Source organism: Aquincola agrisoli (genome assembly GCF_036621135.1).
GTDB lineage: Bacteria > Pseudomonadota > Gammaproteobacteria > Burkholderiales > Burkholderiaceae_C > Aquincola > Aquincola agrisoli.
Window position 1 is genome coordinate 167,107 of the sequence record NZ_JAZIBG010000024.1, and the last position, 25,377, is coordinate 192,483.

Annotated in this window: 13 protein-coding genes; 5 read left to right on the top strand and 8 right to left on the bottom strand. The window is 73.3% G+C overall.

Annotation, left to right across the window (positions count from 1 at the left end):
• Positions 1-34: 34 nt before the first annotated feature.
• Together V4F39_RS10885 and V4F39_RS10890 are read right to left on the bottom strand one after the other, a co-directional pair.
• Complete coding sequence (locus V4F39_RS10885) at positions 35-6,289, bottom strand: response regulator (RefSeq protein WP_332289393.1); 6,255 nt, start codon at positions 6,287-6,289, stop codon at positions 35-37.
• Positions 6,286-7,896, bottom strand: coding sequence for an ABC transporter substrate-binding protein (locus V4F39_RS10890; RefSeq protein ID WP_332289394.1), 1,611 nt, complete (start codon positions 7,894-7,896; stop codon positions 6,286-6,288). The genes V4F39_RS10885 and V4F39_RS10890 overlap by 4 nt, the downstream gene beginning before the upstream one ends.
• A 192-nt stretch (positions 7,897-8,088) precedes the next feature.
• Here V4F39_RS10890 and V4F39_RS10895 point away from each other — a divergent pair, with 192 nt between their 5' ends.
• Positions 8,089-8,655 carry an OmpA family protein gene (locus V4F39_RS10895; RefSeq protein WP_332289395.1) on the top strand — a complete coding sequence of 189 codons (567 nt, stop codon included), beginning with the start codon at positions 8,089-8,091 and terminating at the stop codon, positions 8,653-8,655.
• On the opposite strand, the gene V4F39_RS10900 is transcribed toward V4F39_RS10895, so the two are convergent.
• Entirely contained in the window at positions 8,656-13,860 is a 5,205-nt protein-coding gene (locus tag V4F39_RS10900; RefSeq protein ID WP_332289396.1) for a two-partner secretion domain-containing protein, read from the bottom strand.
• Positions 13,861-13,891: 31 nt separating this feature from the next.
• Positions 13,892-15,538 carry a ShlB/FhaC/HecB family hemolysin secretion/activation protein gene (locus V4F39_RS10905; protein WP_332289397.1) on the bottom strand — a complete coding sequence of 549 codons (1,647 nt, stop codon included), beginning with the start codon at positions 15,536-15,538 and terminating at the stop codon, positions 13,892-13,894.
• A 265-nt stretch (positions 15,539-15,803) separates the two neighbouring features.
• On the opposite strand from V4F39_RS10905, the gene V4F39_RS10910 reads away from it, so the two are divergent.
• From V4F39_RS10910 to V4F39_RS10920, 3 genes are all read left to right on the top strand, one after another.
• Positions 15,804-17,513, top strand: a complete 1,710-nt coding sequence (locus V4F39_RS10910) for a methyl-accepting chemotaxis protein (protein WP_332289398.1) — start codon at positions 15,804-15,806, stop codon at positions 17,511-17,513.
• A gap of 90 nt (positions 17,514-17,603) precedes the next feature.
• The gene (locus V4F39_RS10915) at positions 17,604-19,145 is read left to right on the top strand and encodes a methyl-accepting chemotaxis protein (protein WP_332289399.1); all 1,542 of its coding nucleotides are present in this window, start codon (positions 17,604-17,606) and stop codon (positions 19,143-19,145) included.
• A gap of 68 nt (positions 19,146-19,213) precedes the next feature.
• Positions 19,214-19,753, top strand: coding sequence for a C40 family peptidase (locus V4F39_RS10920; RefSeq protein WP_332289400.1), 540 nt, complete (start codon positions 19,214-19,216; stop codon positions 19,751-19,753).
• A gap of 21 nt (positions 19,754-19,774) precedes the next feature.
• Here the strand turns inward: V4F39_RS10920 and V4F39_RS10925 are convergent, their stop codons facing one another.
• The 4 genes from V4F39_RS10925 to V4F39_RS10940 form a co-directional block, all read right to left on the bottom strand.
• Positions 19,775-20,272 (bottom strand): TspO/MBR family protein, encoded by a 498-nt coding sequence (locus tag V4F39_RS10925; RefSeq protein WP_332289401.1) that lies wholly within the window; start codon positions 20,270-20,272, stop codon positions 19,775-19,777.
• A gap of 118 nt (positions 20,273-20,390) precedes the next feature.
• A complete protein-coding gene (locus V4F39_RS10930) occupies positions 20,391-21,347 on the bottom strand; it encodes a DMT family transporter (protein WP_332289402.1) in 957 nt (318 codons plus the stop codon).
• A gap of 18 nt (positions 21,348-21,365) precedes the next feature.
• Entirely contained in the window at positions 21,366-23,024 is a 1,659-nt protein-coding gene (garD, locus tag V4F39_RS10935; protein WP_332289403.1) for a galactarate dehydratase, read from the bottom strand.
• A gap of 58 nt (positions 23,025-23,082) precedes the next feature.
• Positions 23,083-24,087, bottom strand: coding sequence for a tripartite tricarboxylate transporter substrate binding protein (locus tag V4F39_RS10940; RefSeq protein WP_332289405.1), 1,005 nt, complete (start codon positions 24,085-24,087; stop codon positions 23,083-23,085).
• Positions 24,088-24,374: 287 nt separating this feature from the next.
• On the opposite strand from V4F39_RS10940, the gene kdgD reads away from it, so the two are divergent.
• Entirely contained in the window at positions 24,375-25,286 is a 912-nt protein-coding gene (kdgD, locus tag V4F39_RS10945) for a 5-dehydro-4-deoxyglucarate dehydratase (RefSeq protein ID WP_332289406.1), read from the top strand.
• Positions 25,287-25,377 lie beyond the last annotated feature (91 nt).

Consider the following 25,377-nt stretch of genomic DNA (forward strand, 5'->3'; position numbering starts at 1 on the left):
TCCGTCGATTGCACACGGCGGTGCGGCGCGCACGCTACGCCGCCGCCTGCAGCGAGTGCCTCACCTCGCACAGCAGCGACTGCAGCTGCTGCTCAACCTCGTCCACCAGCGGGCCCGGCACCTCGGCGTCCCCGGCCTGCCGGCAGGCGATTTCCAGCCGCTGCGCGGTGCGGACCAGCGCCTGCGCGCCCAGCAGCCCCGCGGTGCTGCGCAGGTCGTGCAGCAGCCGCAGGGCCTGCCGGCGGTCGCCTTGCTGCAGCGACTGCCGCACGCGGGCGCCGTGGTCGCGGCAATCGGCCTCGAAGGCCGAGAGCACGCGCCGGCAGAGCTGTGGATCGGCGAGCACCGAGCCCGGGTCCGCGCCGAACGCCGCGGCCGCCGGCACCGGCGCCGGCGGCGAGGGTGGCATCGGCGGCGGGGCGGGGGACGCCTGCGCCGTGGCGGGGGCCAGCCAGCGCGCCAGGGTGGCGAACATCCTGTCGACCTGGATCGGCTTGGCGATGTGGTCGTTCATGCCCGCCGCCAGCGCCTTGTCGCGGTCGCCGGCCATCGCGTCGGCGGTCATCGCCAGCACCGGCAGGTCCGCCCACCGAGGGTCCGCGCGCAGCCGGCGCGTGGCGGCATAGCCGTCGAGCACGGGCATCTGGCAGTCCATCAGCACGCCGTCGAAGCGCTCCTGGGCCAGCCGCTCCAGCGCCTGCTGGCCGTTGGCGACGGCGACCACCTCCAGGCCGATGCCGCGCAGCACCTCGACGGCCACCTCCTGGTTGATTGCGTTGTCCTCGGCCAGCAGCACCCGCAGGCCCCGCAGGTGCGCATGGGCGGCCGCGGCCGCCGGCATCGGCGGGTGGGCCGCGGCGTCGTGCTCGCCGCCCTGGCCGAGCGCGGCGAGCGCCGCGGCGAACAACGCGCCGGGCGTCAGCGGCTTGGCCAGCAGCGTGCAGCCGGCGATGTGCGCGCGGTGCAGCCGCTGCGCCAGGGCCTCCTGGCCGAAGGCGGGGGACTTGAGCAGCAGCCGGCCCAGCCCATGGCGGCGGGCCAGCAGCCGCGCGCACTCGATGCTGTCCATGTCGGGCAGCTGGGCCTCGAGCAGCACGAAGTCAGGGGCCTGGCCGGCCGCCGCCGCCTGGGCTGCAGCCGAAAGCGCCTGCGCTGCGTCGGCGGCCTCCTGCACCTGCAGGCCCAGCGACCGCGCCATGCCGGACAGCAGGCCGCGGGCCACCGCGTTCGGCTCCACCAGCAGCAGCCGGTGGCCCCGCAGCAGCTGCAGCGCCGCGGCGTCGGCGTCGGCGCCGGCCTGAGGCGGGCGGCCCAGCCGCACGCGGAACTCGAACCGGCTGCCCTGCCCCGGCCTGCTGTGCAGCGCGATGTCGCCGCCCATGCGCTGCACGAGGCTGCGGCTGATCGGCAGGCCGAGCCCCGTGCCGCCGAAGCGCCGCGAGGTGGAGCTGTCCGCCTGCTCGAAGGGCAGGAACAGCCGCTGCTGCTGCTCGGTGGCCATGCCAATGCCGGTGTCGGCGACCGAGAACTGCAGCTGCACCGCGTCGGCGCTGCGGTCGACCTCGGCCACGCGCACCACGACCTCGCCCTGCTCGGTGAACTTGATCGCGTTGCTGCCGAGGTTGGCGAGCACCTGGCCGAGCCGCAGCGGGTCGCCCACCAAGGTGGCGGGCAGCCCGGCCGGCAGATCGAACAGCAGCTCCAGGCCCTTCTCCTGCGCGCGCAGCGACAGCAGGTTGCCCAGGCTCTCGAACACTTCGGCGAGGTCGAAGGGGCGCTGCTCGATCGTGAGCTTGCCGGCCTCGATCTTCGAGAAGTCGAGGATGTCGTTGATGATGCCCAGCAGCGCCTGCGCCGAGCGTTCGGCCTTGCGCACGTAGTCGTGCGGCCGCGCGTCCAGCCCGCTGCGCAGCGCGAGGTAGCACATGCCGATGATCGCGTTGATGGGCGTGCGGATCTCGTGGCTCATGGTCGCGAGGAACTCGCTCTTGGCGCGGCTGGCCGCCTCGGCCGCCAGTTCGGCGCGGCGGCGCTCGGCGTTCTCCTGCCGCAGCTCGCGCGTGCGCTGCTGCACCTCGCGCTCCAGGCCGTGGTTCATCAAGGCGTTGTCGTAGGCCACCGCGAACTGCAGGCCGACGAGGTCCAGCGTCTGCAGCTGGCCGGCGTCGAGGACCACCGCGGCGAGCCGGTTCTCGAGGTAGATCAGCCCCACCGTCTCGCCGCGGTGCTGCAGCGGCAGGCCGAAGATCGAGCGGATGCCGTGGCGCCGCACCGCCGGGTCGCGGCCGAAGCGCACGTGGTGCGACACGTCGGGCAGCACCAGCGGTTCCAGGCTGTGGCACAGGTAGTTCAGCACGGTCTGCGGCGTCTCGGCCACCTCGGGCACAGGCTCGGGTGCCGCGCCGCCCGTGTCGATCCAGTGCCGCTCGTGCGTGAAGCCGGCGCGGGCCGTCCACTGCTCGTCCTGCCGCCAGAACAGCACGCCGCGTTCGGCCCCGGCGTACTGGCGCAGCAGGTCGAAGAGCACGCCCGGCAGCGCCGCCGGTTCGCGGGTGTGGGCGAGCAGGCGGCTCACCTGCGCGACGGTCGCCAGGTCGACGCCGCAGCCGGCCAGCGGCGGCTCCTGCCCCGGCCCGGGCGGTGGCAGCGCCGGCGGGCGCAGGCCGGGGTGCACGCGGCGGAGCTGCGCCGCCTTGCCGCAGGCGCCCCATTCGTCGAAGGCCTGGGCCGCGGCGTTGAGGTAGGTGTCCGCCGCGAGCCCGAAGTGCTGCGAGGCGCAGAACTCGCCCGCCAGCTCGCAGGCCATGGCGTGGTGCCAGGCGTAGCCCTGCGCGAGCGAGGCGTCGATGCCGGCCTGGAAAGACGCCATCGCCGCGCCGTGCCGGCCCTCGGCCCAGGCCGCCATCGCGTCCAGCAGGTGCAGCATGTGCGCGAAGTTCTCGGGTACGTGCGCGGCGCGCGAACGCAGCCAGGCGTCGATGTCCGCCAGCTCCCGCCGCAGGGCGTCGGGCGCCTCGCCGGGTGCCGCGCTGCGCAGCGCCTGGCACACCGCCAGGCCGTGGATCCACCGCTGCAGCACCACGGGGTAGAGGCCCAGCACGTCCATCGGCTCGCGGCTTTCCCGGCTGCGAGCCAGCGCCGCGGGCCAGTCGCCGAACAGCGCGCTGGCCACGCCGCGGTACACCAGCCAGTAGCCGCGGCCCAGGCGGTTGCCCTGGGTGTGCGGCCCGTAGTCGCGGGTGTCGAAGCCGGGCCCTTCGAGCAGGCCGGGGCCGCCGGTCTCGCCCCTCAGGCAACGTGCGAACTGCCGGCAGACCTGGATCAGCCCGAGCGCGCTGTAGTGGCCGACGCGGCAGGCCAGCTCGAATTCGCGGTCGATCTCGGCCACGGCCAGGTCGAGGTGGCGTGCCAGCTCCAGGTGCACCGCGAGGGTGGCGGTGCAGCAGCCGCAGGCGTCGACGCGGTTGCCGAGGTCGGTGGCCAGGCGGCGTGCCTGATCGGCATGCGCCAGCGTGAGGGGCAGGGGTTCGAACCAGAAGCCGGAGAGGAAGGCCCGGCGCATGTGCAGCCGGTGCTGCAGTTCGGGCGTGCTCGCCTGCTGCGCCATGCGCAGGCCCGTGTCGGCCAGTTCCCGCGCGAGGGCCTGCGCCTGCTGGTCCATCAGCACGCCGATGATGTCGATCATCACGACCGGCAGCATCGGATAGCGGCCATGCTCCCAGCCGATGCGCAGCGCCCGCAGCACGCACCAGTCGCGCACCAGCGGCTGGCGCGACTGAGCGCGCGACGGGAACGCGTGGAGGATGGCGGCGGCGGCGGCGAGGCGCTCGTCCTGCAGCGGTGCCAGGGTGTCGAAGTGGCCGCAGCCGCGCTCCGCGATCAGCCGGGCGAGGGCGTCGAATTCGGCCTGCACGGCCTGCGCCTGTTCGGCCGGGGCGGGATGCGCGAAGCCGATGGCCTGCGCGCCGTGCCGCGCCACATCGACGGCGGCATCGACCAGGCCGCGGGTGACCAGCGTGCGGATCTGGATCACGATGGCCTCGGCGACGGCGGCAGGGCTGTCGGTGGCCGCAGCGAGCAGCTCGCCAAAGACCGCGTCGGCGGCGTCGAAGCGGCCGAGGCCGATCAGCAGCTTGTAGTGCACCACGCGGTCGGGCAGCGGCAGCGTCCCGCAGGCCGCCAGTGTCGTGGCGAGGCGGCGTGCCGCGTCGATGAAACGCAGCCCGTGCTCCAGCGCGCCGCCGGCCAGCGCGGCGCGTGAGGTCGCCGCCAGCAGCGCCATTGCGCTGCGCCGCTCGGCGTCGCTGGCGAGGTCCGGCAGCGCCGCCAGCAGGTGGCCGGCGGCGATGAAGTCCGCCGCCGGTGCGCCGGCAGGATGGCGTGCCAGCAGGGCCCGGGCCGCGCGCCGGTGCCAGCGCCTCCGGCCCGCCTCGTCCAGCAGCTGCCGCGCTGCCTCGTGCAGGCGATCGTGGGCGAAGCGGTAGTGCGGCGTGCCGGTGTGGCCGCGGGCATGCGCCATCGGGCCGGCGGTCGCCAGCAGTCCGGCCCGCACCAGCTGCTGTGCCAGAGGCTGCGTAGCTTCGGGAGGTTGGCCCAGCATGGCGGCGAGCAGCGGCAGGTCCCACTCGCCGCCCAGGCAGGCGCAGGCCCCCGCCAGCCGCTGCAGCGCGGGCGGCAGGCGGCGCAGCAGCCCGGGCCCGCTGTCGGCCGCGGCGGGCAGTGCCTCGAGCGCCATGCCGTCCCAGGCCCAGGTCGCCTGGTCGCGGTGCAGGTGGCCGGCCTCGAACAGCTGGCGCAGGTACTCGAGCACCAGGAAGGCGTTGCCTTGCGTGCGCCCCGCCAGCGCGCGGGCGAGCGGCGCGGTCTCGCCGGGGGCGGCGTCGAGCACGTCGGCCAGCAGGGCCTCGACGGCCGGCACCGCCAGGCCGGCCAGCGCGAGTTCGCACCAGCCCGGCGTGGCCGCGCGCATGCGCGCCAGCGCGGCGGCGAGCGTGCTGCCTGGCGGCACCTCGTCGTCGCGGTAGGCCAGCACGAGCAGCAGCGTGCCCCAGCTCTCCTCGGCGAGGTGCTCGAGCAGCGCGATCGAATCGCGGTCGGCCCACTGCACGTCGTCGACGAAGAGCAGCAGCCGAGCGCCGCGCTCCCGCAGCACGGTGACTGCTGCGCTGAGGCAGCGCTTCATCCGCTCCAGCACGTTGACGTCGTCGGACGCCTCGGGCAGGCAGGGCGGCAGCAGCGCCGCGAAGCCCGGGGCCATGCGCGCCAGGAAGGCGGCGTTCGGGCCGATCGCCGACGCCAGGCCGCTGCGCAGGGCGGCCAGCTCCTGCGGCGGCAGCGTCAGCGCGAAGGCGGCCAGGTCGGCCAGCGCCTGCGCCAGCCCCTCGAAGGGAATCGGCCGCCGGTACTCGTCGTACTTGCCCAGCGCCACCAGCGTGCCGCGCGCCTGCGCCGCCGGCAGCAGCGCCGCCACCAGCGCCGACTTGCCACAGCCCGACCCGCCGTGCACCGCGACCACGCGCCGCTGCGGCCCGTCGAAGCACAGCGCCTGTTCGAGCCGGGCCAGCGCGTCGTCCCGCCCCACCAGGCGGGACGGCGGCATCGGCCGCACGCGGCGGTCGAGCGCGCCGGCCTGGAAGGCGTCCGCGGCCGGGCCGCCTTCGGCGACCGCCAGGCAGTGCCGCAGGTCGGCCCGCAGGTGGTGGGCGGACTGGTAGCGCTGGTCGGGGTGCTTGGCGAGCAGCTTCGCCACCACCGCCGAGAGCGCCGCCGGCACCGGTGCCCCGGCTTCGGCCAGCGCCGGCGGCGTCACGGCCAGCACCGCGTGCAGCAGCTGCAGCGCATGGCGCTCATCGAAGGGCGGTCGGCCGCTCAGCAGCCAGTACAGCACCGCGCCCAGCGCGTACAGGTCGGCCCGGTAGTCGAGCGGGCCGTCGAGGCGGCCCGTCTGCTCGGGCGCGTGGAAGGCGCTGATCCGCAGCGGCCGGCGCGCCGTCTCGACCTCGGCATGGGCGTGGCGCAGCGGCTGGGCGTCCGCGAGGTCGCCGAGCACGGCCAGTCCGTCGTCGCCGATGAACAGGCTGGCCGGATGCAGGTGCCCGTGCAGCACGCCGGCGCGGTGCAGCGCCTGCAGCGTGTCGAGCAGCGACAGCGCGTAGCGGATGCATGCGGCGGCGTCGCCCTGCAGCCGCGGCTGCTCGGCGGCCAGCGGGCGGCCGGTGGCGCCCGGCGGCCCCGTGCGCGGCACGCCCGCCGCCCGGGCGGGCAGGTCGTTGACCGTGGTCGTGTTCATCGCAGGTGCATCCAGTCGGGACGCACCACGCCGTTGGGCGTCGTCGTGAACGCCAGGCCGTCGCGGGCGGCCCAGAGCAGCGTCTGGCGGTGCAGGGGCAGGTACAGCGCTTCGTCGGCGATGCGCTGCTGGGCGGCGCCGATCAGTGTGGCGCGGCGCGCCGGGTCGGCCTCGGCGCCGGCCGCGTCGATCAGGTCGTCCACCACCGGATCCGACACCCGTGCGAAGTTGCTGCCGCCCTTGCCGGGCACGGTGCCGGCGCTGTGCACCACCGGGTCGAGCAGCGGCTGCGCGTCGGCGAAGGCACCCGCCCAGCCGAACAGGAACGCGCTGCTGCGGCCGGACTGGATGCGCGGCAGCCAGGTGGACTTGGGGCGTGCGTCGATGCGCAGCTGCACGCCGATGCGCGACAGCATCCCCACCAGCGCCAGGCACAGCGCCTGGTCGCGCAGGTAGCGATCGTTCGGGCAGTCCATCGCCAGCGCGAAGCCGTGGGCGTAGCCGGCCTCGGCCATGAGCTGCCGGGCGCGCCCGGGATCGGCGCGGCGGGGCGCTTCGAGGGCGGGCGCCATGCACCCCGGGGCCGCCACCGCCATGCAGCGTGTGGGCGCCGCCATGCCGCGCATCACGGTCGTGCGCAGCACCTCGGTGTCGATGGCGAGCGCGAAGGCCTCGCGCACGCGGCGGTCTCGGAAGGGGTTGGCGGCCGCGGCCGCGCCGGGCTGCGGGCCGACATCGCCCTGGTTGAAGCCGAGGAGGATCAACCGGTTCTCCGGGGCCTCGACGACCTGCAGCCCCGGCGTGCCGCGCACGCGCTCGGCGTCCTGCACCGGCAGGTCGTTCACGAAATCGACGTCGCCGGCGACCAGCGCCGCCGTGCGGGTGGCGTCGTTGGCGACCGGCGTGAACACGATGCGCTGCACGTTGCCGGCGGCCTGGCCCCACCAGTCCGGATGGCGCTCGTACACGGTGCGCAGCCCCGGCTGGCGCTCCTTCAGCACGAAGCGCCCGGTGCCCATCGCGTGGCGGGTGGTGTGCGCCTCCTCGCGGGCCTGGTAGTCGGGCACGCGGCCGGCACGGTGGGCCTCGGTCCAGCTGCGGCTCATGATCGCCACCTGGGCCAGGTGCTGCAGCAGCAGCGGGTTCACCTGCGCCTGCCGCAGCTCGACGGTGTGGTCATCCAGCTTCACGGGGGTGCCGAGCGGCTGCGCGTAGAAGCTGAGCTGCGAGGTCGGCTGCTGCGCCCGCAGCACCGAGAACACCACGTCGTCGGCCGTGAGCGGAGTGCCGTCGTGGAAGCGCACGCCGCGCCGCAGCTCGAAACGCCAGCGCGTGGGCGTCAGCGCCTGCCAGCGCACGGCCAGGGCGGGCACGATGGCGAGTTGGCGGTCGCGCTCGACCAGTGCGTCGTGCACCAGCATCGCCATGCCCATCGTCTGCGTTTCGGCCAAGGTGTGCGGATCCATGCTCTCCGCGTCCGCCCGGGCCGCCCAGCGCAGCGTCTGCGTCTGCACCGGTGCCGGCAGGCACGCAATGGCTGCGGCCAGCAGCGCGGCGGCGCAGCGCGGCGCCAGGGCAGAGACCGTTTGCGGCAGGCACGTATCCATCGGGGCTCCTTGGCATGCGGCGCCCCCAATTTGAGGGGGTTAAGATGATTTATATGACAAAAATGAAACTATTTCCAGTCAAGGTGGCATTTTTCTGCGGGATGGCGGGGCGGAACCGAAGGGCTGGGCCCGCCCTAAACTAGGACGAGAAGGCGGCCGCCCCGCGGCGCCCGTGCACAAGCAGAGGACCCCATGAAGCACCGCACTTTCCACCTGTTGAGCGGCCTCGCCCTGGCGGGCGCGACGGGCCTGGCGTCGGCACAGGCCACCCCCGCGGAGCCGATGCTGCGCAGCGGCGACGTGACCGAATCCGCCCTGGTCGACGCGCTGGCGATCGACGCGCCCGAGCCGCCCGCCGATGCGAAGACACGCGGCTTCCGCCCTGCCGTGCGGCCGGCGGGCAGCAAGCCGGCCGGGCCGGGCAAGGCCTCGCTGCTGATCACCTTCCCGACCAACTCGGCCGAACTGACGGCCGACACCAAGGCCGCGCTGGACACGGTGGCCAAGGCGCTGCAGTCCGACAAGCTCGCCGGTTTCGGCTTCCGCGTCGAGGGCCACGCCGACCCGCGCGGCCAGGCCGATCACAACATGACGCTGTCGCAGGCCCGTGCGCAGGCCGTGGTCGACTACCTTGTCAACCAGCGCGGCGTGCTGCCCGAGCGGCTCGCGCCGCAGGGCAAGGGCTCGACCGAACTGGCCGATCCGCAGCGGCCCGACGCGCCGGAGAACCGGCGCGTCACCATCGTCACCAACCGCTGATCAGCGCGCGATGTCGCGCTTCTCGAACAGGTAGTCGGCCCCGGCCGCGTAGCCGCTGTTCGAGAACGCGCCGTACTGCGGGCGCTGCGGCAGCTCGCGCGCGACCGCGAAGCGCACGCGCTCGAAGACGTTGCCGCCCGGCTGCCAGGTGGGCACCTGCTGCAGCGTGCGCATCAGGTTCCAGGCGAAGGTCGAGTGCCCGTCCTTGCCGGCGTCGAACACCGGCTCGTTGCCGCCCGAGGACATGACCACCGCGGTGCGCCGCGACAGCACCTGCGCCGGGTCCAGCGCGCTGGTGGCCGCGCGGATGCGCGCATCGGACACCAGCGAGCCCGAATAGCAGCTGTCGGAGATCAGCGCCACCTGGGTCGCGCCCAGCCGCTCGACGGCGCGGCCGATGTCGGCGTTGGAGATCCAGGTCTGCGGCTTCGTCGCGTCGGCGTCGCTGGGCTGCCAGTAGCCCTCGCCGGTGCCCTGCACCACCGCGCCGTGGCCGGCGTAGTAGATGACGATGGAGTCGTTCGGTCCGGCTTCCACCGCCAGGCGGTTCAGCGTGCGCAGCACGGTGTCCTTGCGGCCGTCCTCGATCACCAGCGTCTCGTAGCCGAGCGCGGTCTCGAGCATGCGCGCCACGGCGCGTGCGTCGGATACCGCGTTGTCGAGCTGCGGGATGCGGGTGTCCTGGTAGCGGTCGGTGCCGATCAGCACCGCGAGCTTGCGCTGGATCTGCGGCAGCGCCGCCGTGCGCACCGAAGCCCGGGCCGGGAACAGCGGGGCCTGGGGCGCCGCCACCGCGTTCGTGGGAGGCGGCACGGGCGCGGGCGGCGGTGCGACCGCGGGCGCCTGGGCCGGTGCGGGCGCCGCCGGCGGCGCGGGGGACGCGGCCGGGGCCGGGGCGTCGGCCACCGTCAGGCTGCCCGCCCGCGCATTGCGCAGCATGTCGCGCTGCGACTCGGTGATCATGCAGGTGCCGCTGGCAGCCTGTTCCGGGGTCTCGCAGGGCTTCACGTCGGCCGCCTGCGGGTCGGCCGCCAGCTGCGCCAGTGCATCCGCGAAGATCGCCTGCTTGAGCCGGTCGCGCGAGGCCAGCAGCGCGGCCAGTTCGTCCTGCGACATCGAGCCGACCGGCACGCTGCGGAAACGCAGCCCGCCGCCGGTGGCGAGCGCCTGGGTGGCATCGAGCGCCCGGTCCTGCAGCGGCATCGTGAGGTTGCTCAGCGGCGCCAGCAGCGACAGGGTGCGCGCCAGCTCGGCCGGCGTGGCCTGCTGCGCGGGCGTGGCCGCGTCCTGCGGGGGCTGCGACGGGGTCAGCGTCAGCGCGACGGCGTTGCCCTCGGCCTGCTCGAAGCGGTAGTTGGCCGCGACGAGCCCGCCGCCGTCGATCGCGTAGCTGCCTGCCGGCGAGGCCGTGGTGGCCGGGGTCGTGAAGCGCAGCGTGCCGGACGTCGCGTTGCCAAGGTTCTCGCCCTCGATGAAGCCGCTGACGCTGCCGGTGAGCGCCGGCAGCGCGCTGCCGGCGGGCAGGGTGAGCGCGTCGGCGGTGTAGGTCAGCGTGCGCTGGAGGATGTCGCCGGACGCCACCAGCGACGCGGGCACGGCGTAGTTGCTGGCCAGCCCGCCCGCGCCGTTGGCGGCCGTCACGCCGACGAGCACCGACTTGCCGTTGCCGGCGTTGGCGTCGCCGAAGCTGGCACGGGTGGTGAACGTGAGCTGCTCCCCGGCGACCAAGCCGTCCAGCCCGCCAAGCGTGACGCTCGCGCCCGTGCTGCCGTCGTAGAGCTTGCTGGCGACGGCGGCGGTGAGCGACAGCGGGCGCGGCGTGATGTCGGCACGCGCGGTGGCCGTGGGGGTGCTGAGCTGGTAGTCGCTGGCGCGTCCGGCCACGGTGCCCGCGCCGGCCGTGCCGTCGGCCAGCGTGATGCCCACCGTCACCAGCTTGCCGGTGGCGGCGTTGGCGTCGTTGAACCGGCCGTCGAGCACGTAGTTCAGCGTCTCGCCCTCCACCAGGCCGGCGGCGCCGGCCAGCGTCACGGCGGCGAGGTTGTTGCCGTCGTACACCTTGTTGGCCGCCGTGACCGCCGAGGCCGAGATCAGCCGCGGCGTGACGGTGCCCGTGAGCGGCCCCAGCGTGTAGCCGTAGACCGGCCGCTCGTCGCTGCCGGTCACGGTGATCAGCGCGGGGTCGAAGGTGATGGCCTTGCCGGTGCCCGCATGGGCGTCGGCGAAGTTGCCGCTGCCGGTGGCGACCTGCACCACGTCGCCGCTCAGCGCGCCGGTGACGCCGAGGTTGGCCGCCGACAGGCCGATGCCGGTCGAGCCGTCGTAGGTCTTGGTGGGGGTGCCGGTGAAGGAGAGCGACGCCGCCTGCGAGAACAGCAGGCCGTTGCCGCTGCCCAGCACGGTGCCCGCGCCCCGGGTGGCGTTGTACTGCCGGAAGGCATGGTCCAGCGTGCCGCTGTTGAAGACGCTGCTGTCGGGCGTGGTGGCGTAGACCAGCCAGCGGCCACCGTCCGAGACCTCCAGCGCCGGGCCTTCGGAGAGGTGGAGGAAGCCGGTCAGGTTGCCCCCGCCGCTGCCCGCCACCACGATGGCATCCCCGGTGGCCGTGCTCGACACGGTGACGCCGTCGCCCAGGCTCACCACGCTCCCCAGCAGTTGCACGGCACCGCCGGTGCGGATCGACGTGTCGGCCAGCGTGACGGCGCCGTTGAGCGACTCGATGCGCACTGCCGCGCTGCTGTCGTCCAGCGCCAGGCGGGTGTCGCCGGTCATGATGACGGAGCCGCCCGCCTGCAGCACCACGCTGGCCGGCACGCCGCCGAGCGTGGTCGAGCCCGAGAAGCTGCCGAGCGTGTTGTTGGTCAGCAGGAGGTCGCCGTTCGACTCGATGCTGAGCGTGCCGCCTGCCGGCGCGAGCAGCGAGGCCCCGTTCAGTTCGACGCGGTGCGATCCGCCGCCGCTGCCCGTGCCGCGCACGGTGACGGCGCTGCCGGTGTCGGCGTTGACCAGGTCGCCGCCGTAGTCGCTGCCGTTCAGCAGCACGGAGTAGGCGACGTCCGCCGAGGTGACGGTGCCCGCGATGTCCAGCGCGGCGCCGTTGGCCGCCAGCAGCTGGCCGAACGAATCGGTGCTGACGTAGACGCCGGCCACCTCCGGGATCGGGCTGCCGGAGGCCGCGCCGCGCATCGTGGCGGTGCCGGTGATGCGCATCACCGCGCCGGTGTTGGGGCTCGAGGGCTGGACCTCCAGCCGCGAGTTGAGGATGCGCACGCCGGCCACGCGCTCGGTGGGCAGGCTCGGCGAGCCCGCGTTGGTGGTGCCTTGCGCCGTCCCGGTGATCTGCAGCGATTCCGTCGCGACGAGCCGCGTGCTGGCGAGGAAGACCCCGGCCTGGTTGGTGCCGCCCACGGAGGTGCCGTTGAGCTGGATCGCGCGGGCCGCGATCTGGCCGCCCGACGCATAGACGCCGTACGAGCCCTGCGGGTCGGCCAGCGAGGTCGAGCCGGTGGCCGTGATGCTGCCGGCGGTGGACAGCGAAGCGCCAAGGAACTGCACGCTGCCCGAGCCGGCCTGCGCGGCGTTGAAGTTCATGTCCAGCGCCGCGCCGGTGGCGTTGATGCCGCCGCTGATCACGATGTCGCGGTGCGCGCTGAGCGTGAGCGTCACCGGTGCGCTGAGCGAGACATCGATCGACGAGCCGCTCTGCAACGTGATGTCGCCGGCCTGCGCACCGCCGGCGCCGGTGGTGATGGTGACGCTGTTGCCCTGCTGCAGCGCGGTCTCGATGCTGGCGGTCGACAGGGTGGCGCTCGCGCCCGTGCTCTCGAAGACCGGGCCGGTGCCCACGCCGATGTCGCTCGCGCTGTCGCTGATCGTGATGTCGAACGGGTCGATCAGCCAGGTGCCCGCCCGCCCGCCGGCGGCGGCCTGCACCGACACCGCGGCCGGCCGCGCGTCGAGCCAGCCGCCCGAGGTCTCGACCAGGCCGCCATCGCCGCCCAGTGCGCCGCTGCGGGCGCTGAAGCGTCCGTAGGCGCGGGTGGCGAGGTCGGACCAGACGATCACGCGGCCACCGTCGCCGCGGCCGGTGGCATCTGCCGACAGCCGCGCGCCCGGCGCGATGTAGGCCGCTTCGGCGTTGGGCACCGAGGCGTCGCGCCCCTGCGGCCCGCCCCCCACCAGCACCTGGCCGCCGCCCGCGGCGCCCGAGGCGTCGAGCACGCCGCCGTCGAGCACGCCCACGTGGCGCCCCAGCAGCTTGACGCGGCCGCCGGCGCCTTCGGTGCCCGTGGCCTCGGCGGTGCCCGCCACCAGCGCGGTGCCAGTGCGGCCGGCGTCCAGCGTGAGCTGCCCGCCCGTGCCGCCGGAGGCGCTGGTGCGGCTGCCGGCCGCCAGCGTCAGGCCGTCGGCCGCCTGCAGCACGATCTCGCCCGCCGGGCCGGCGGCCAGTGCATCGGCGCGCAGCACACCCTGCTGGTTGACGATGGCGGCCTGCACGTCGATGCGGCCCGAGGGGGCGATGATGCGGCCGAGGTTCAGCGCCTCGCCCTGCGGCGCGGTGACGCGCAGCGCCAGGTTCGGCGCGTGCGTGTCGACGAGTTCGATCTGCCGGCCCGCCGCCAGCATCACCTGGCCGCCGTCCGCCTGGATCAGCCCTTCGTTGGCGACGCCGGCCGAGGCCAGCAGCGCCACGCGGCCGCCCGACGCGGTGCGCAGCTCGCCCTGGTTGACGATGCGCCCCTCGCCCGCGAGGCCGCTTTCGAGGCCGAAGCGGTAGCGGCCGGCGAGGAAGTCGGCGTCGTTGAGGTTCAGCGTCGAGACGACCATGCTTGCCACGTCGACCCGCGCGCCGGCACCGAACAGCACGCCGTGCGGGTTCAGCAGCCAGACCTTGCCGTTGCTCGTCAGGCTGCCGAGGATGCTCGACGGGTCGTTGCCCGTCACGCGGTTGAGCACCTGGCTCGTCGTGCCCGGCTGCTGGAAGTGCACCGACGCGTCGGCGCCGATCGAGAACGAGCGCCAGTTGAGGATCGCGTTGGCCGTGTTGGTCACGGTCATCTGCGAGCCGGCGGTGGTCACCGTGGCCTTGCCGTTGACCGTCTGCAGGCCGCTGGGCAGGGTCTGCGCCTGGACGGCGGGCCCGGCCAGGCACATCGCGAGCGCGGCGGCGAGCGGGTGGGGGCGGGTGGGGAATCTGGATCGCATGGCGTGTCTCCGGGGGCGGCAGGCTGCAGCTTCAGAAGCTGTAGCTCACGCCGACGTGGGCGCGGATGTCGTTGCGGTCGGTGCGCAGCGCGGTCTTGAGCGCCTGCGCGACGTAGAGGTGGGCCTGCAGCCGCCCGGCCGAGCCGCGCAGGCCCAGGCCGAGGGAGCCCAGCGTGCATTCGTCCTTCTGGCCGAGGCAGGGCGTGCCGCGGCGGTTGCCGACCCAGCCGGCGTCGGCGAAGACGAGGGCGCGCAGCGTGCGTTCGTTGCCGGCCAGCAGTTGCGGGCCGATCCATTCGACCGAGGCCTGCACGCCGCGGTCACCGGCGAGTTCACGCTCCTGGTAGCCGCGCACCGAGCCCGCGCCGCCGACGCCGAACTGCTCGCCCGGCACCAGCGCGTCGCCGGTGAACTGGCCGTTGGCCTGGAACTGCAGGTCCCAGCCCTCGGCCGGCGAGGCGGCCGCGAAGAGCGAGCCGCGCAGCAGCGTGTAGCGCGGCTTGGCGCCTTCGCGCACCGCCTCGAAGCGGTCGTCGTCCGAGCGCCCGCCGCCGACCTGCAGGTTGTGGTGCAGGCCGATCACGATGCCCACCGGCACCGTGCCGCCGAGGCGGCGCAGCGTGTACTCCAGCGAGATCGGCTGCACCGAGATGCTTTCGCCCGCCGGCCCGCAGGCACCGGGCGGCAGGCCGGCGATCTCGCAGCTGTTGAGGTAGGCACGGTAGTCGAGGCCCAGCGCGACGCGCTGGTCGGCCTCGCCCCAGCGCGGCAGCAGGCGCGTGGCGCGCACGCCGGCCAGCCGGCCGCGGCCGGCGAAGCTCAGGTCGCCGACCACGGTGCTGGTGGTGCCGCCGTCCACATCGGACCACGCCGCGTACGCGTCGAGGAACAGCTGCTGCGCATACAGCGGCAGGCGGTAGCTGCCGCTGAGCACCTTGACCGCGTCGGGCTCGTCGGGCGCCGTCTGCGCCAGCAGCGACAGCACGTCGTCGCGGCCGCCGATGTTGGCGTGCTGCCAGCCCAGGCTCGCGCGCAGGCGGCCGGTGCTGTCGTTGCCGCGGTTGTCGAGCGTGGCCGTCCAGCGCTGCACCGGCTCCTCGGTCACCGCGATGCGGGCGTCCGTCTCGCCCGGGCCCGCGCCGGGCTGCAGCAGCACCTGCACCTGCTTGGCGGGGTTCTCGTTCGACATCTGGATCTGCGTGTCGATCTCGGGCAGGCGGGGCGTGCGACCCGGCACCAGCGCGGGCAGCGCGGCGCGCACGTTGCCCGCGCTGAACTGCCGCGCGCCGTCCACCTGCACCCGCGCCAACTTGCCCTCGACCACCGTGATGGCCACCGTGCCGTCGGTGGACGACTGGGGAGGCAGGAAGGCCACCACCCCGCCGTACCCGGCCTGCGCATACAGCGCCTGCACGGCGGCAGCGGCCTGGTTCAGCTCGGCGGCGGTGCGCTCGCCGGTGAAGGGGGCCAGCGCGGCATCGATGCGCCCCGGCGGCAGCAGCGTGTTGCCATCCACCTTGAAGCCTGCGACGCGCACCCGGGCCGCGGCGGGGGCGGAGGCCGAGGCGTCCGCCGGCGCCGGTGGAGAGGAAGGGGTCTGTGCCCAGGCCGGTGTGGCCAGGCAGGCCAGCAAGGGCATCCAGGGCCAGCGCGAACGTCGGGGGAAAGGCGGGGTCATGCGTTCCTTTCGGCCGGTGGGCGGCACAGGCGGGCGAGGATACCTCCGCGGCTGTGCTTCCCGGCCGCCGCAGCCTCCCCCTTGAGCGGGAGGCACGGGGCCGGCGCCGCAGCGGCGGTGCGGCTCGATCACTTCGATCGCTTCGCTTGATGCAGCTTCGGGCAACTCAAGTCTTTTACCTACACGCCGTAATTTGCTCACCGCTCCGCGAAGGGCGGACCTCGTTGGGCGGCCGCAGCATGGCCTGGAAAAGAAAGTAGTTCGCATGAATCTGAATCGATTCCGCGTCGGCACGCGCCTGGGCGCCGCGTTCGCCCTGATCCTCGCGATCACCGTGCTCATCGCCGTGGTCGGCGTCTGGCGGCTGGGCAGCCTGGCTGCCACCAGCCACGACCTGGCCACCACGAAGCTGGAGCGCGCCACCGTGACGCAGGCGTGGACCAACGACATCCGGCTGAACTGGGTGCGCACCGCGGCCGCCCTGACGACCCAGGACGCCGCACAGATCGCCAAGCTGCGGGCCGACATGGACGCCACCTCGGCGACCACCTCGGCCAAGCTCAAGCGCCTGGAAGAACTGCTCGAAGGCGGCGGCGCCGACCTGCTGGGCAGCGTCGCCGCGCCGCGGGAGGCCTACCGCAGCGCACGCTCCGCGCTGATGAAGCGCAAGGATGCGGGCGAGGACGTCTCCGCTGCCGTGGAGCGCGACCTGCGCCCGCTGGCCGATACCTACACCGCGTCGCTCGATGCGCTGCTCAAGCACATGGACCGCGAACTGGCCGAGAGCCAGGCCCAGGCGGCGCAGGCGGCCAGCACCGGCCAGGCCATCCTGGTGGGCGGCACGGTGCTCGCGATCGTGCTGGGCGTGCTGACGGCGTGGCTCGTCACGCGATCGATCACCGGCCCGGTGCAGCAGGCCGTGGCCTCGGCCACCGCGATGGCCGACGGCGACCTGGCCGCCCGCATTCCCGTGGAGGGCCGCGACGAAACCGCGCGCCTGCTGCAGGCACTCGCCCACATGCAGCAGCGCTTCGGCGGCATCGTCAGCGGCGTGCGCCGCAATGCCGAAGGCGTGGCCACGGCCTCGGCCGAGATCGCCAGCGGCAACGCCGACCTGAGCGCCCGCACCGAGCAGCAGGCCAGCGCGCTGGAGGAAACCGCCGCGTCGATGGAAGAGCTGTCGAGCACCGTCAAGCAGAACGCCGACAACGCCCGCCAGGCCAACCAGCTCGCGCTGGGCGCCTCCACCGTCGCGGTGCGCGGCGGCGAGGTCGTGGGCCAGGTGGTCGAGACGATGAAGGGCATCAACGACTCGTCCAAGCAGATCGCCGACATCATCGGGACGATCGACGGGATCGCGTTCCAGACCAACATCCTGGCGCTGAACGCGGCGGTGGAGGCCGCCCGCGCCGGCGAGCAGGGCCGCGGCTTCGCGGTCGTGGCCGGCGAGGTGCGCAGCCTCGCGCAGCGCAGCGCCGAGGCCGCCAAGCAGATCAAGACGCTGATCTCGACCAGCGTCGAACGCGTGGAGCACGGCACCGCGCTGGTCGACCAGGCGGGCTCGACGATGCAGGAGGTGGTCGCCTCGATCCGCCGCGTGGCGGACATCGTCGGCGAGATCAGCTCGGCAAGCACCGAGCAGTCGGCCGGCGTCAGCCAGGTCGGCGAGGCGGTCACGCAGATGGACCAGGCCACGCAGCAGAATGCCGCGCTGGTCGAGCAGAGCGCCGCGGCGGCCGAGAGCCTGAAGACGCAGGCGAACCAGCTCGTCGAAGCGGTCGCGGTGTTCCGCCTCGAGGCCGGCGCCGCAGCAGCGCCTGCCGCGCCCGTGGCCTGGAACGGCAGCGAACGCCGCGGCCCGGGCCGCGCGACCAACGTCAGCCGCCTCGTGCCGAAGCCCGCGCTCCACGCTGCCCGGCCCGCGGCTGCCCCCGCGCGCAGCGCGACCGGCACCGACGACTGGACCCGCTTCTGAGCCCGGGCGCCCGCGCTCTGCCCTGATCCTTCCTACTTCGCGCCGCGGCCCCGCGATCGGGCCCGGCCCGTCATCCGACTGGAGTTCCCTTTGAACCTCAATGCCCTTCGCATCGGCACCCGCCTGGGTGGCGGCTTCGCCGTCGTGCTCGCCCTGGCTGCGCTCATGGCGCTGATCGGCTGCTGGCGCCTGTCCGCGGTGGCCGACGCCACGCGCGACATGATGGACGTGCCGCTCGCCAAGGAGCGCCTCGCCTCCGAATGGTTCCGCAACCTCAACGTCGGCGTCCGCCGTACGGCCGCGATCGCCAAGAGTGCCGATGCGAGCCTGGAGACCTTCTTCGCCGAGGAGGCCAAGGCTTCCACCGCGCGTGGCAACGAGATCATCAAGGCGATCGAGGCGCTGCCCGCGAGCGAGGAAGAGAAGCAGCTGATGGCGACCATCACCGCCAAGCGCAAGGACTACCTCGCCGCGCGCGACGCGGTGATGAAGGCCAAGCGCGACGGCCAGGCCGAGGAGGCCGAGCGTATCTTCGCGAGCACCTTCGTGCCGCATTCGCAGACCTACATCGAGAGCATGCAGCGCCTGCTCGACTTCCAGCGCCGCGCGATCGACGAGACCGCGCAGCACATCGACGAGAGCGCACTCCACGCCCGCACCGGCCTGGCGGTGCTGGCGGTGCTGTCGCTGGCGCTGGGCAGCGGCTTCGCCTGGGTCATCACCCGGTCCATCACGCGGCCGGTGGCCGGGGCCGCGGGCCTGGCCGATGCGGTCGCGCAGGGCGACCTGTCGCGGCAGGTGGCGGTCGAGGGCAGCGACGAGATCGCCCGCCTGGTCGGTTCGCTCAACACGATGACCGTCAACCTGCGCAGCATGGTGCACCAGGTGCGCCAGTCGGCCGATTCGATCCAGGTCGCGTCGAGCGAGGTGTCGGTGGGCAACGCCGACCTGTCGAGCCGCACCGAACAGGCCGCGAGCAACCTGCAGCAGACCGCCGCGTCGATGGAGCAGCTCACCGGCACGGTGAAGCAGAGCGCCGATTCCGCCTACCAGGCCAACCAGCTGGCCGCCTCGGCCGCGGATGTGGCCGCGCGCGGCGGCAGCGTGGTGTCGCAGGTCGTCTCGACGATGGACGACATCCAGGCCAGCTCCAAGCAGATCGCCGACATCATCGGCACGATCGACGGCATCGCGTTCCAGACCAACATCCTGGCGCTGAACGCCGCGGTGGAAGCCGCGCGGGCCGGTGAACAGGGCCGGGGCTTCGCGGTGGTGGCCGGCGAGGTGCGCACGCTCGCGCAGCGCAGCGCCGAAGCCGCCAAGGAGATCAAGGGCCTGATCGGCGCCAGCGTCGACAAGGTGGCCTCGGGCTCGCGCCTGGTGGCCGATGCCGGCCAGACGATGCAGGAGATCGTCAGCTCGGTGCAGCGAGTCTCCGACATCATCGGCGAGATCACGGCCGCCGCCTCCGAGCAGAGCGACGGCATCGGCCAGGTCAACACCGCGGTGACGCAGCTCGACCAGGTGACGCAGCAGAACGCCGCGCTCGTCGAGGAAAGCGCGGCCGCCGCCGAGAGCCTGAAGGACCAGGCGCAGGCGCTGGTGCATGCCGTCGGCAGCTTCCGGATCTAGCCCCGGCGGACCGCTGCGCCCGCCCAGGCGCGGTACGCTCCCGCGACCCCCACGCCGGAGCCCGCTTGATGCCACCACGAGACCGCTGCCTGCCGGCTGGCCCCCCTGGCCGCGGCCGCCTGTTCGCCGCCGGCCCGCTGCCGGCGCTGCTGCTGGCGGCCGTGCTGTTGTTGAGCGCCTGCGGAACGGCACCGAAGGGCCCCGGCGGCCCGGTCGCCTCGCGCCTCGGCCCCGAGGCCGCGCGCGACGTCGCGATGCACGCGCTGGGCCTGGTCGGCACGCCGTACCGCTACGGCGGCAACACGCCGGAAGGCGGCTTCGACTGCAGCGGGCTGATCGGCTACGTGTACCGCCATGGCAGCACGCCGGTGCTCGCGCCGCGCACGGTCGCGATGCTGGGCGACTGGGGCCAGCAGGTGTCCGGCGAGGCCTTGCGCACTGGCGATCTGGTGATCTTCGGCGCGCGTGCCGCGGCGCCCACCCATGCCGGCATCTACGTCGGCGAGGGCCGCTTCGTGCATGCGCCGTCCACCGGCGGCGTGGTGCGCATGGATCGGCTCGACGGGCCGTACTGGTCGCGCCAGCAGGTGTCGTTCCGCCGGCCCTGAGGCGCCGGCCGCGCGGGCTGCTCAGCCCAGCAGCGCCGGGTTCATGCGCCACAGCGTGTAGTTGAGCGCCGTCGCGAAGCCCACCCAGGCCAGGTAGGGCCACAGCAGCACGGAGGCCGCCCGCTGCAGCGGCCAGAAGGCGACGCTCGTCGCGGCGATCAGCAGCACCAGCAGCACGATGTCGGCCAATGCCGCCCCGCCCAGGCGCCATGCGAAGAACAGCCAGCTCCACAACGCGTTGAGCGCGAGCTGCACCACGAACAGGAGCAGGGCGGGCCCGGCCTGCCGCCAGCCATGGCGGCGCCACACCAGCCAGGCCGCCACGCCCATCAGCGTGTAGAGCAGGGACCAGACCGGTCCGAAGGCCGATGCCGGCGGCGCCCAGCCGGGGCGCGCCAGTTCGGCATAGAAGGCCGGTGCGTCGGACGAGGCGATGGCGCCGACCGCGCCGGCGGCGGCGCACAGCGCCAGCCAGGCGATCAGGCCGAGGATCTGGTGGAGCGGGGAGGCAGGGGGCATGGGGGTGCGGTGGGGGCGCCGCTCGGGCAGCGGCGAACGCGATGCTGCACCGGGCGGCGTGCCGCGCGTGTCGGCGGCCATGCCGGCGGCCTGTCGGCTGAGGCCCTGCCGCGCGCCGCTACGCCGGCCCGCCGGCCGGCACCGGCGCCCGGCGTGCCGCCGCCTGCTGCGTGACCAGCCAGATGCCGGCGCATACCAGCACCAGCGCCAGCGCGTTCTTCCATTCGAGCACCCGCTCGCCGAGGAAGATCGCCGACAGCGCGGTGCCGAACACCGGCACCATGAAGTTGAAGGCCGTCACCAGGCTCACGCGGTTGTGCTTGAGCAGCAGGCTCCACAGCGAGAACGCGGCGGCCGACAGCAGCGCGAGGTAGCCGAGCAGCGTGGTCGAGGCCGGCGTGAAGCCGTGCAGCGAGCCGCCGAAGCCCCAGCCCAGGCCCAGCAGCGCGGCACCGCCGAGCGTGAGCTGCCAGCCCGTCATCACCACCGGGTCCATGCCCTGCGACACGCGCCGGCCGTAGATGCTGGAGGCGGCCAGCACGAAGGCCGCTATGACGATGAAGCCTTCGCCGAGCAGCGTGAACTCGAAGTCCAGCGCACCGCGCCCGACGTTGACCACCATCACGCCGGCGAAGCCCAGCATGCAGCCCAGCACCTTGCGCGGCGTGAGCCGGTCGTTGGCATGCAGCCAGTGCGCCAGCATGACGCTGAAGAACGTGCCCGTGGCGTTGAGGATCGAGCCCTTCACGCCGGTGGTGTAGGCCAGGCCGACGTAGAAGAACACGTACTGCAGGGTGGTCTGCGTCAGCCCCAGCAGCCCGAGGCGGGCCCACTGCGCGCCGCCGGCCACGCCCACCGGCCGGCCCATCGCTTTCGAGAAGGCCAGCAGCATCAGGCCCGCCGCCAGGAAGCGCCAGCCGGCGAACAGCAGCTTGGCGGGCAGGTCGCCCGCGGCGATGCCGAACAGCGCGTAGCCGCTCTTGATGGCCGGATAGGAGCTGCCCCACAGCAGGCAGCACAGCAGCGCGAGCGCGAAGACGTTGCGGGGGCGGGTGAAGAAGGCGGAGGTGTTCAATGGGCGGGGCGCAGGGGCTCAGGTCACGGGGGCGGGGTTGAACAGCACCAGGGCGTTGTGCAGCTTCCAGTGCTCGGCCCAGGTCTTTCTGCCGCTGGCGACGTCGAGCATCAGCCGGAACATCTCCCAGCCGACCTGCTCGATGGTCTTCTCCCCGGTGGCGATGGTGCCGGCGTCGACGTCCATCAGGTCATGCCAGCGTCGGGCCAGGTCGCTGCGCGTGGCGACCTTGATCACCGGTACCTGGGCCAGCCCGTAGGGCGTGCCGCGGCCGGTGGTGAAAACGTGCAGGTTCATGCCGGCGGCGAGCTGCAGCGTGCCGCAGATGAAGTCGCTGGCCGGCGTGGCCGCGTACAGCAGGCCGCGCTGCCGGGCCTTCTCGCCGGGCGGGACGACGCCGGAGATGGGCGCGCTGCCGCTCTTGACGATCGAGCCCATCGCCTTCTCGACGATGTTCGACAGCCCGCCCTTCTTGTTGCCGGGCGTGGTGTTGGCGCTGCGGTCGACGCGGCCCTTGTTCAGGTACGCGTCGTACCAGGCCATCTCGCGGATCATGGCCTCGGCCACCTCGGGCGTGGTGGCGCGCGAGGTGAGCTGGTCGATGCCGTCGCGCACCTCGGTCACCTCCGAGAACATCACCGTGGCGCCGGCGCGCACCAGCAGGTCGGTGCAGAAGCCCACGGCCGGGTTGGCGGTGACGCCGCTGAAGGCGTCGCTGCCGCCGCACTGCACGCCGACCACGAGCTCGCTCGCGGGCACCGTCTCGCGGCGCCGGGCGTTCAGGCGCTCCAGGTGCTCCTCGGCCTGCCGCATCACCGAGTCGATCATCGACATGAAGCCGACGTGCCTGTCGTCCTGCAGGCAGACCACGTCGAGCTTGGCTTCCTCGGTGGTGCCGACGTCGGCCACGTTGCGCTCGTCGGTGCCGGCGCCGGGCCGCCCCAAGCCGGCAGCGCCCCCCTGGGGGGCCGACGCCGCAGGCGTCCCGGGGGCCGCCTGGAGCGGGATGCTGCCGGGCGGCAGCAGGCGCTCGGGCTGCAGCTTCTCGCAGCCCAGGCTCACGACCATCACCTCGCCGCCGAAGTTGGGGTTCAGGCTGATGTTGCGCAGCGTGCGGATGGGGATCACCGCGTCGGGCGCGTCGATGGCCACGCCGCAGCCGTAGGTGTGCTCCAGGGCCACCACGTCGTCGACGTTCGGGTACTTGGGAAGCAGTTCGGACTTGATGCGCTGCACCGCGAACTCGGTGACGCCGGCCACGCACTGCACCGTCTGCGTGATGGCCAGGATGTTGCGCGTGCCGACCGAGCCGTCGGGGTTGCGGTAGCCCTCGAAGGTGTAGCCCTCCAGCGGCGGCAGCGGTGCGGGCTTGACGGTGGCGATCGGCAGGTCGTCGAGCCCTCGCGCCGAAGGCATCTTCAGCAGCCGCTCGTGCACCCAGCTGCCGGCCGGGATGTCCTTCAGCGCGTAGCCGATGGGCACGTTGTAGCGGCGCACTGCGCCGTCGGCCGGCACATCGGCCAGCGCGACCTTGTGGCCCTGGGGCACATGGTCGCGCAGCACCAGGCCGGACGCGAGCGTGGTGCCGGCCGGCAGCCCGCCGTCGTTGGCCACGATCGCGACGTTGTCGCGCTCGTGCATCAGGATCGTGAGCGGGGCTTGCGTGGTGGCGGGCATGGCGGTTCGGTGGGGATGGATCGGCGCGGTCTCCGGGGCGTCTCGTCGACGGCCGGGCTCATTCTGCTTTGACGTTCCCGTCCTTGACGATCTTGGCCCACTTGGCCTGCTCGGCGCGCTGGAATTCGGCGAACTGCTCGGGCGTGTTCGGCGTGTACTCCAGGCCCAGGCCGTCCATCCTGGCCTTGGTCTCGGGCTGGGCGATGATCTTCTGCAGCTCGGCGTTGAGCTTGCCGACGATGGCGGGCGGCGTGCCGGCGGGCATCCACAGCGCCTGCCAGCTCGCGACGTCGAAGCCGGCCACGCCGGCTTCCTGCAGCGTCGGCACGTCGGGCAGCACCTGCGTGCGCTTGGCCGAGGTCACGGCCAGCGCGCGCACCTTGCCGGCCTTGACCTGCGGCAGCGCGACCAGCGCCGTCTCGAAGCTCATCGGCACCTGGCCGCCCATCACGTCCTGGATGGCCGGCGCGCTGCCCTTGTAGGGCACGTGCGAGATGTCGACGCCCGCCAGCAGCTTGAAGGTCTCGCCCGACATGTGCTGCGAGGTGCCCTGGCCGGCCGACGCGAAGCTCAGCGAGCCCGGCTTGGCCTTGGCGGCGGCGATCACGTCCTTGACGCTCTTGAAGGGCTGGTCGGGGCCGACCAGCAGCACGTTGGAGATGCTGCCCAGCAGCATGACCGGCGCGAAGTCCTTCGCGGCGTTGTAGGGCATCTTGGGCAGCAGGGCCGGGTTGATCGCGTGCGTGGCGATCGTGCCCAGCAGGATGGTGTAGCCGTCGGCGGGCGACTTGGCCACGCTGTCCGCGCCGATCACGCCTCCGGCGCCTGCCTTGTTGTCGATGATGACGGTCTGCTTCAGCGCGGTCTGCAGCTGCGCGCCGAGGGTGCGGGCCAGCACGTCGGAGGTGCCACCGGCCGCGAACGGCACGACGATGCGGATCGGCTTGGACGGCCAGCTGTCCTGCGCCAGGACGGGCGCGGCGGCCGCCAGCCCGAGCAGGGCGGCCGTGGCGAGCGCCAGGCGGCGGCGGGTGTCGTGGGAGCGGGTCGGGGAGGTGGACATCGGTTGTCTCCGGGGAAGCGCCGCGGACGGCGCCGGTACGGCAGGTGCGCGGACGGGAAAGGCGGCCAACGCGGGTGCGCAACGACGGCATGAGGTCAGTTGTCGTACAACCATCTTGTGCGAAACGCAGCGGTTGCGTCAAGGGGGTGGACGTGCTTCTTAGTAAGCAGAAATACGGATACCGCGCGGGCTTGTGGCCGTGAAGGCGCATGTTGTACGATGACGGACAACAAAGCGCACTAGCCCGTCCACCCCCCTGCCGCGCGCCGCGGCCCACCGGAGAGCCCATGACCCCCCAGGAACTCAAGCAAGCGATGTCGTCCGGACTGCTGTCCTTTCCGCTGACCGACTTTGGCGCTGACCTGCAGTTCGATCCTCGCGGCTACGCCCAGCGGCTGGAATGGCTGATGCCCTACGGCGCGACCGTGCTGTTCGCCGCTGGCGGCACCGGCGAGTTCTTCTCCCTGGAGCCCACTGAGTTCAGCCAGGTCATCAAGGTGGCCTCCGAGACCTGCCGCGGCCAGGTGCCCATCGTCGCCGGTGCCGGCGGCGGCACCACGCTGGCGATCAAGTACGCTCAGGAGGCCGAGAAGGCCGGGGCGCAGGGCATCCTGCTGCTGCCGCACTACCTGACCGAAGCCACCCAGGAAGGCCTGTTCCAGCACGCCAAGGCGGTGTGCGACAGCGTGAAGATCGGCGTCATCGTCTACAACCGCGGCGCCTCGCGCTACAGCCCCGAGACGCTGCAGCGCCTCGTTGACGCCTGCCCGAACATGATCGGCTACAAGGACGGCGTGGGCGACATCGAGAAGATGGTCGGCGTGCGCCGCGCGCTGGGCGACCGCGTCGCCTACCTGGGCGGCCTGCCCACCGCCGAGGTATATGCCTCGGCCTACGCAGCGCTGGGCGTGCCGGTCTATTCGTCGGCCGTCTTCAACTTCATCCCGCGCACGGCGATGGACTTCTACAACGCGCTGGCCGCCGGCGACACCGCCACGACCAACCGCCTGATCGACGAGTTCTTCCTGCCCTACCTCGCCATCCGCAACCGCGGCGAAGGCTACGCGGTGAGCATCGTGAAGGCCGGTGCCACCCTCGTCGGCCACAGCGCCGGCCCCGTGCGCCCGCCGCTGTCGGACCTGCAGGCCGCCGAAGTCGACGCACTGCAGGCCCTGATCACCAAGCTCGGACCGCAATAACGGACCACCCCCGTAGCGGCTTCGCCGCTCCCCCTCAAGGGGACGCAACCAGCGGACCGGCGGAGCCGGATCCGCGGTTGCTGCGGGGTCG

Coding starts and splice junctions, on each gene's coding strand:
- V4F39_RS10885 (WP_332289393.1), bottom strand. CDS start 6,289: ATGAACACGACCACGGTCAACGACCTGCCCGCCCGGGCGGCGGGCGTG.
- V4F39_RS10890 (WP_332289394.1), bottom strand. CDS start 7,896: ATGGATACGTGCCTGCCGCAAACGGTCTCTGCCCTGGCGCCGCGCTGC.
- V4F39_RS10895 (WP_332289395.1), top strand. CDS start 8,089: ATGAAGCACCGCACTTTCCACCTGTTGAGCGGCCTCGCCCTGGCGGGC.
- V4F39_RS10900 (WP_332289396.1), bottom strand. CDS start 13,860: ATGCGATCCAGATTCCCCACCCGCCCCCACCCGCTCGCCGCCGCGCTC.
- V4F39_RS10905 (WP_332289397.1), bottom strand. CDS start 15,538: ATGACCCCGCCTTTCCCCCGACGTTCGCGCTGGCCCTGGATGCCCTTG.
- V4F39_RS10910 (WP_332289398.1), top strand. CDS start 15,804: ATGAATCTGAATCGATTCCGCGTCGGCACGCGCCTGGGCGCCGCGTTC.
- V4F39_RS10920 (WP_332289400.1), top strand. CDS start 19,214: ATGCCACCACGAGACCGCTGCCTGCCGGCTGGCCCCCCTGGCCGCGGC.
- V4F39_RS10925 (WP_332289401.1), bottom strand. CDS start 20,272: ATGCCCCCTGCCTCCCCGCTCCACCAGATCCTCGGCCTGATCGCCTGG.
- garD (WP_332289403.1), bottom strand. CDS start 23,024: ATGCCCGCCACCACGCAAGCCCCGCTCACGATCCTGATGCACGAGCGC.
- V4F39_RS10940 (WP_332289405.1), bottom strand. CDS start 24,087: ATGTCCACCTCCCCGACCCGCTCCCACGACACCCGCCGCCGCCTGGCG.
- kdgD (WP_332289406.1), top strand. CDS start 24,375: ATGACCCCCCAGGAACTCAAGCAAGCGATGTCGTCCGGACTGCTGTCC.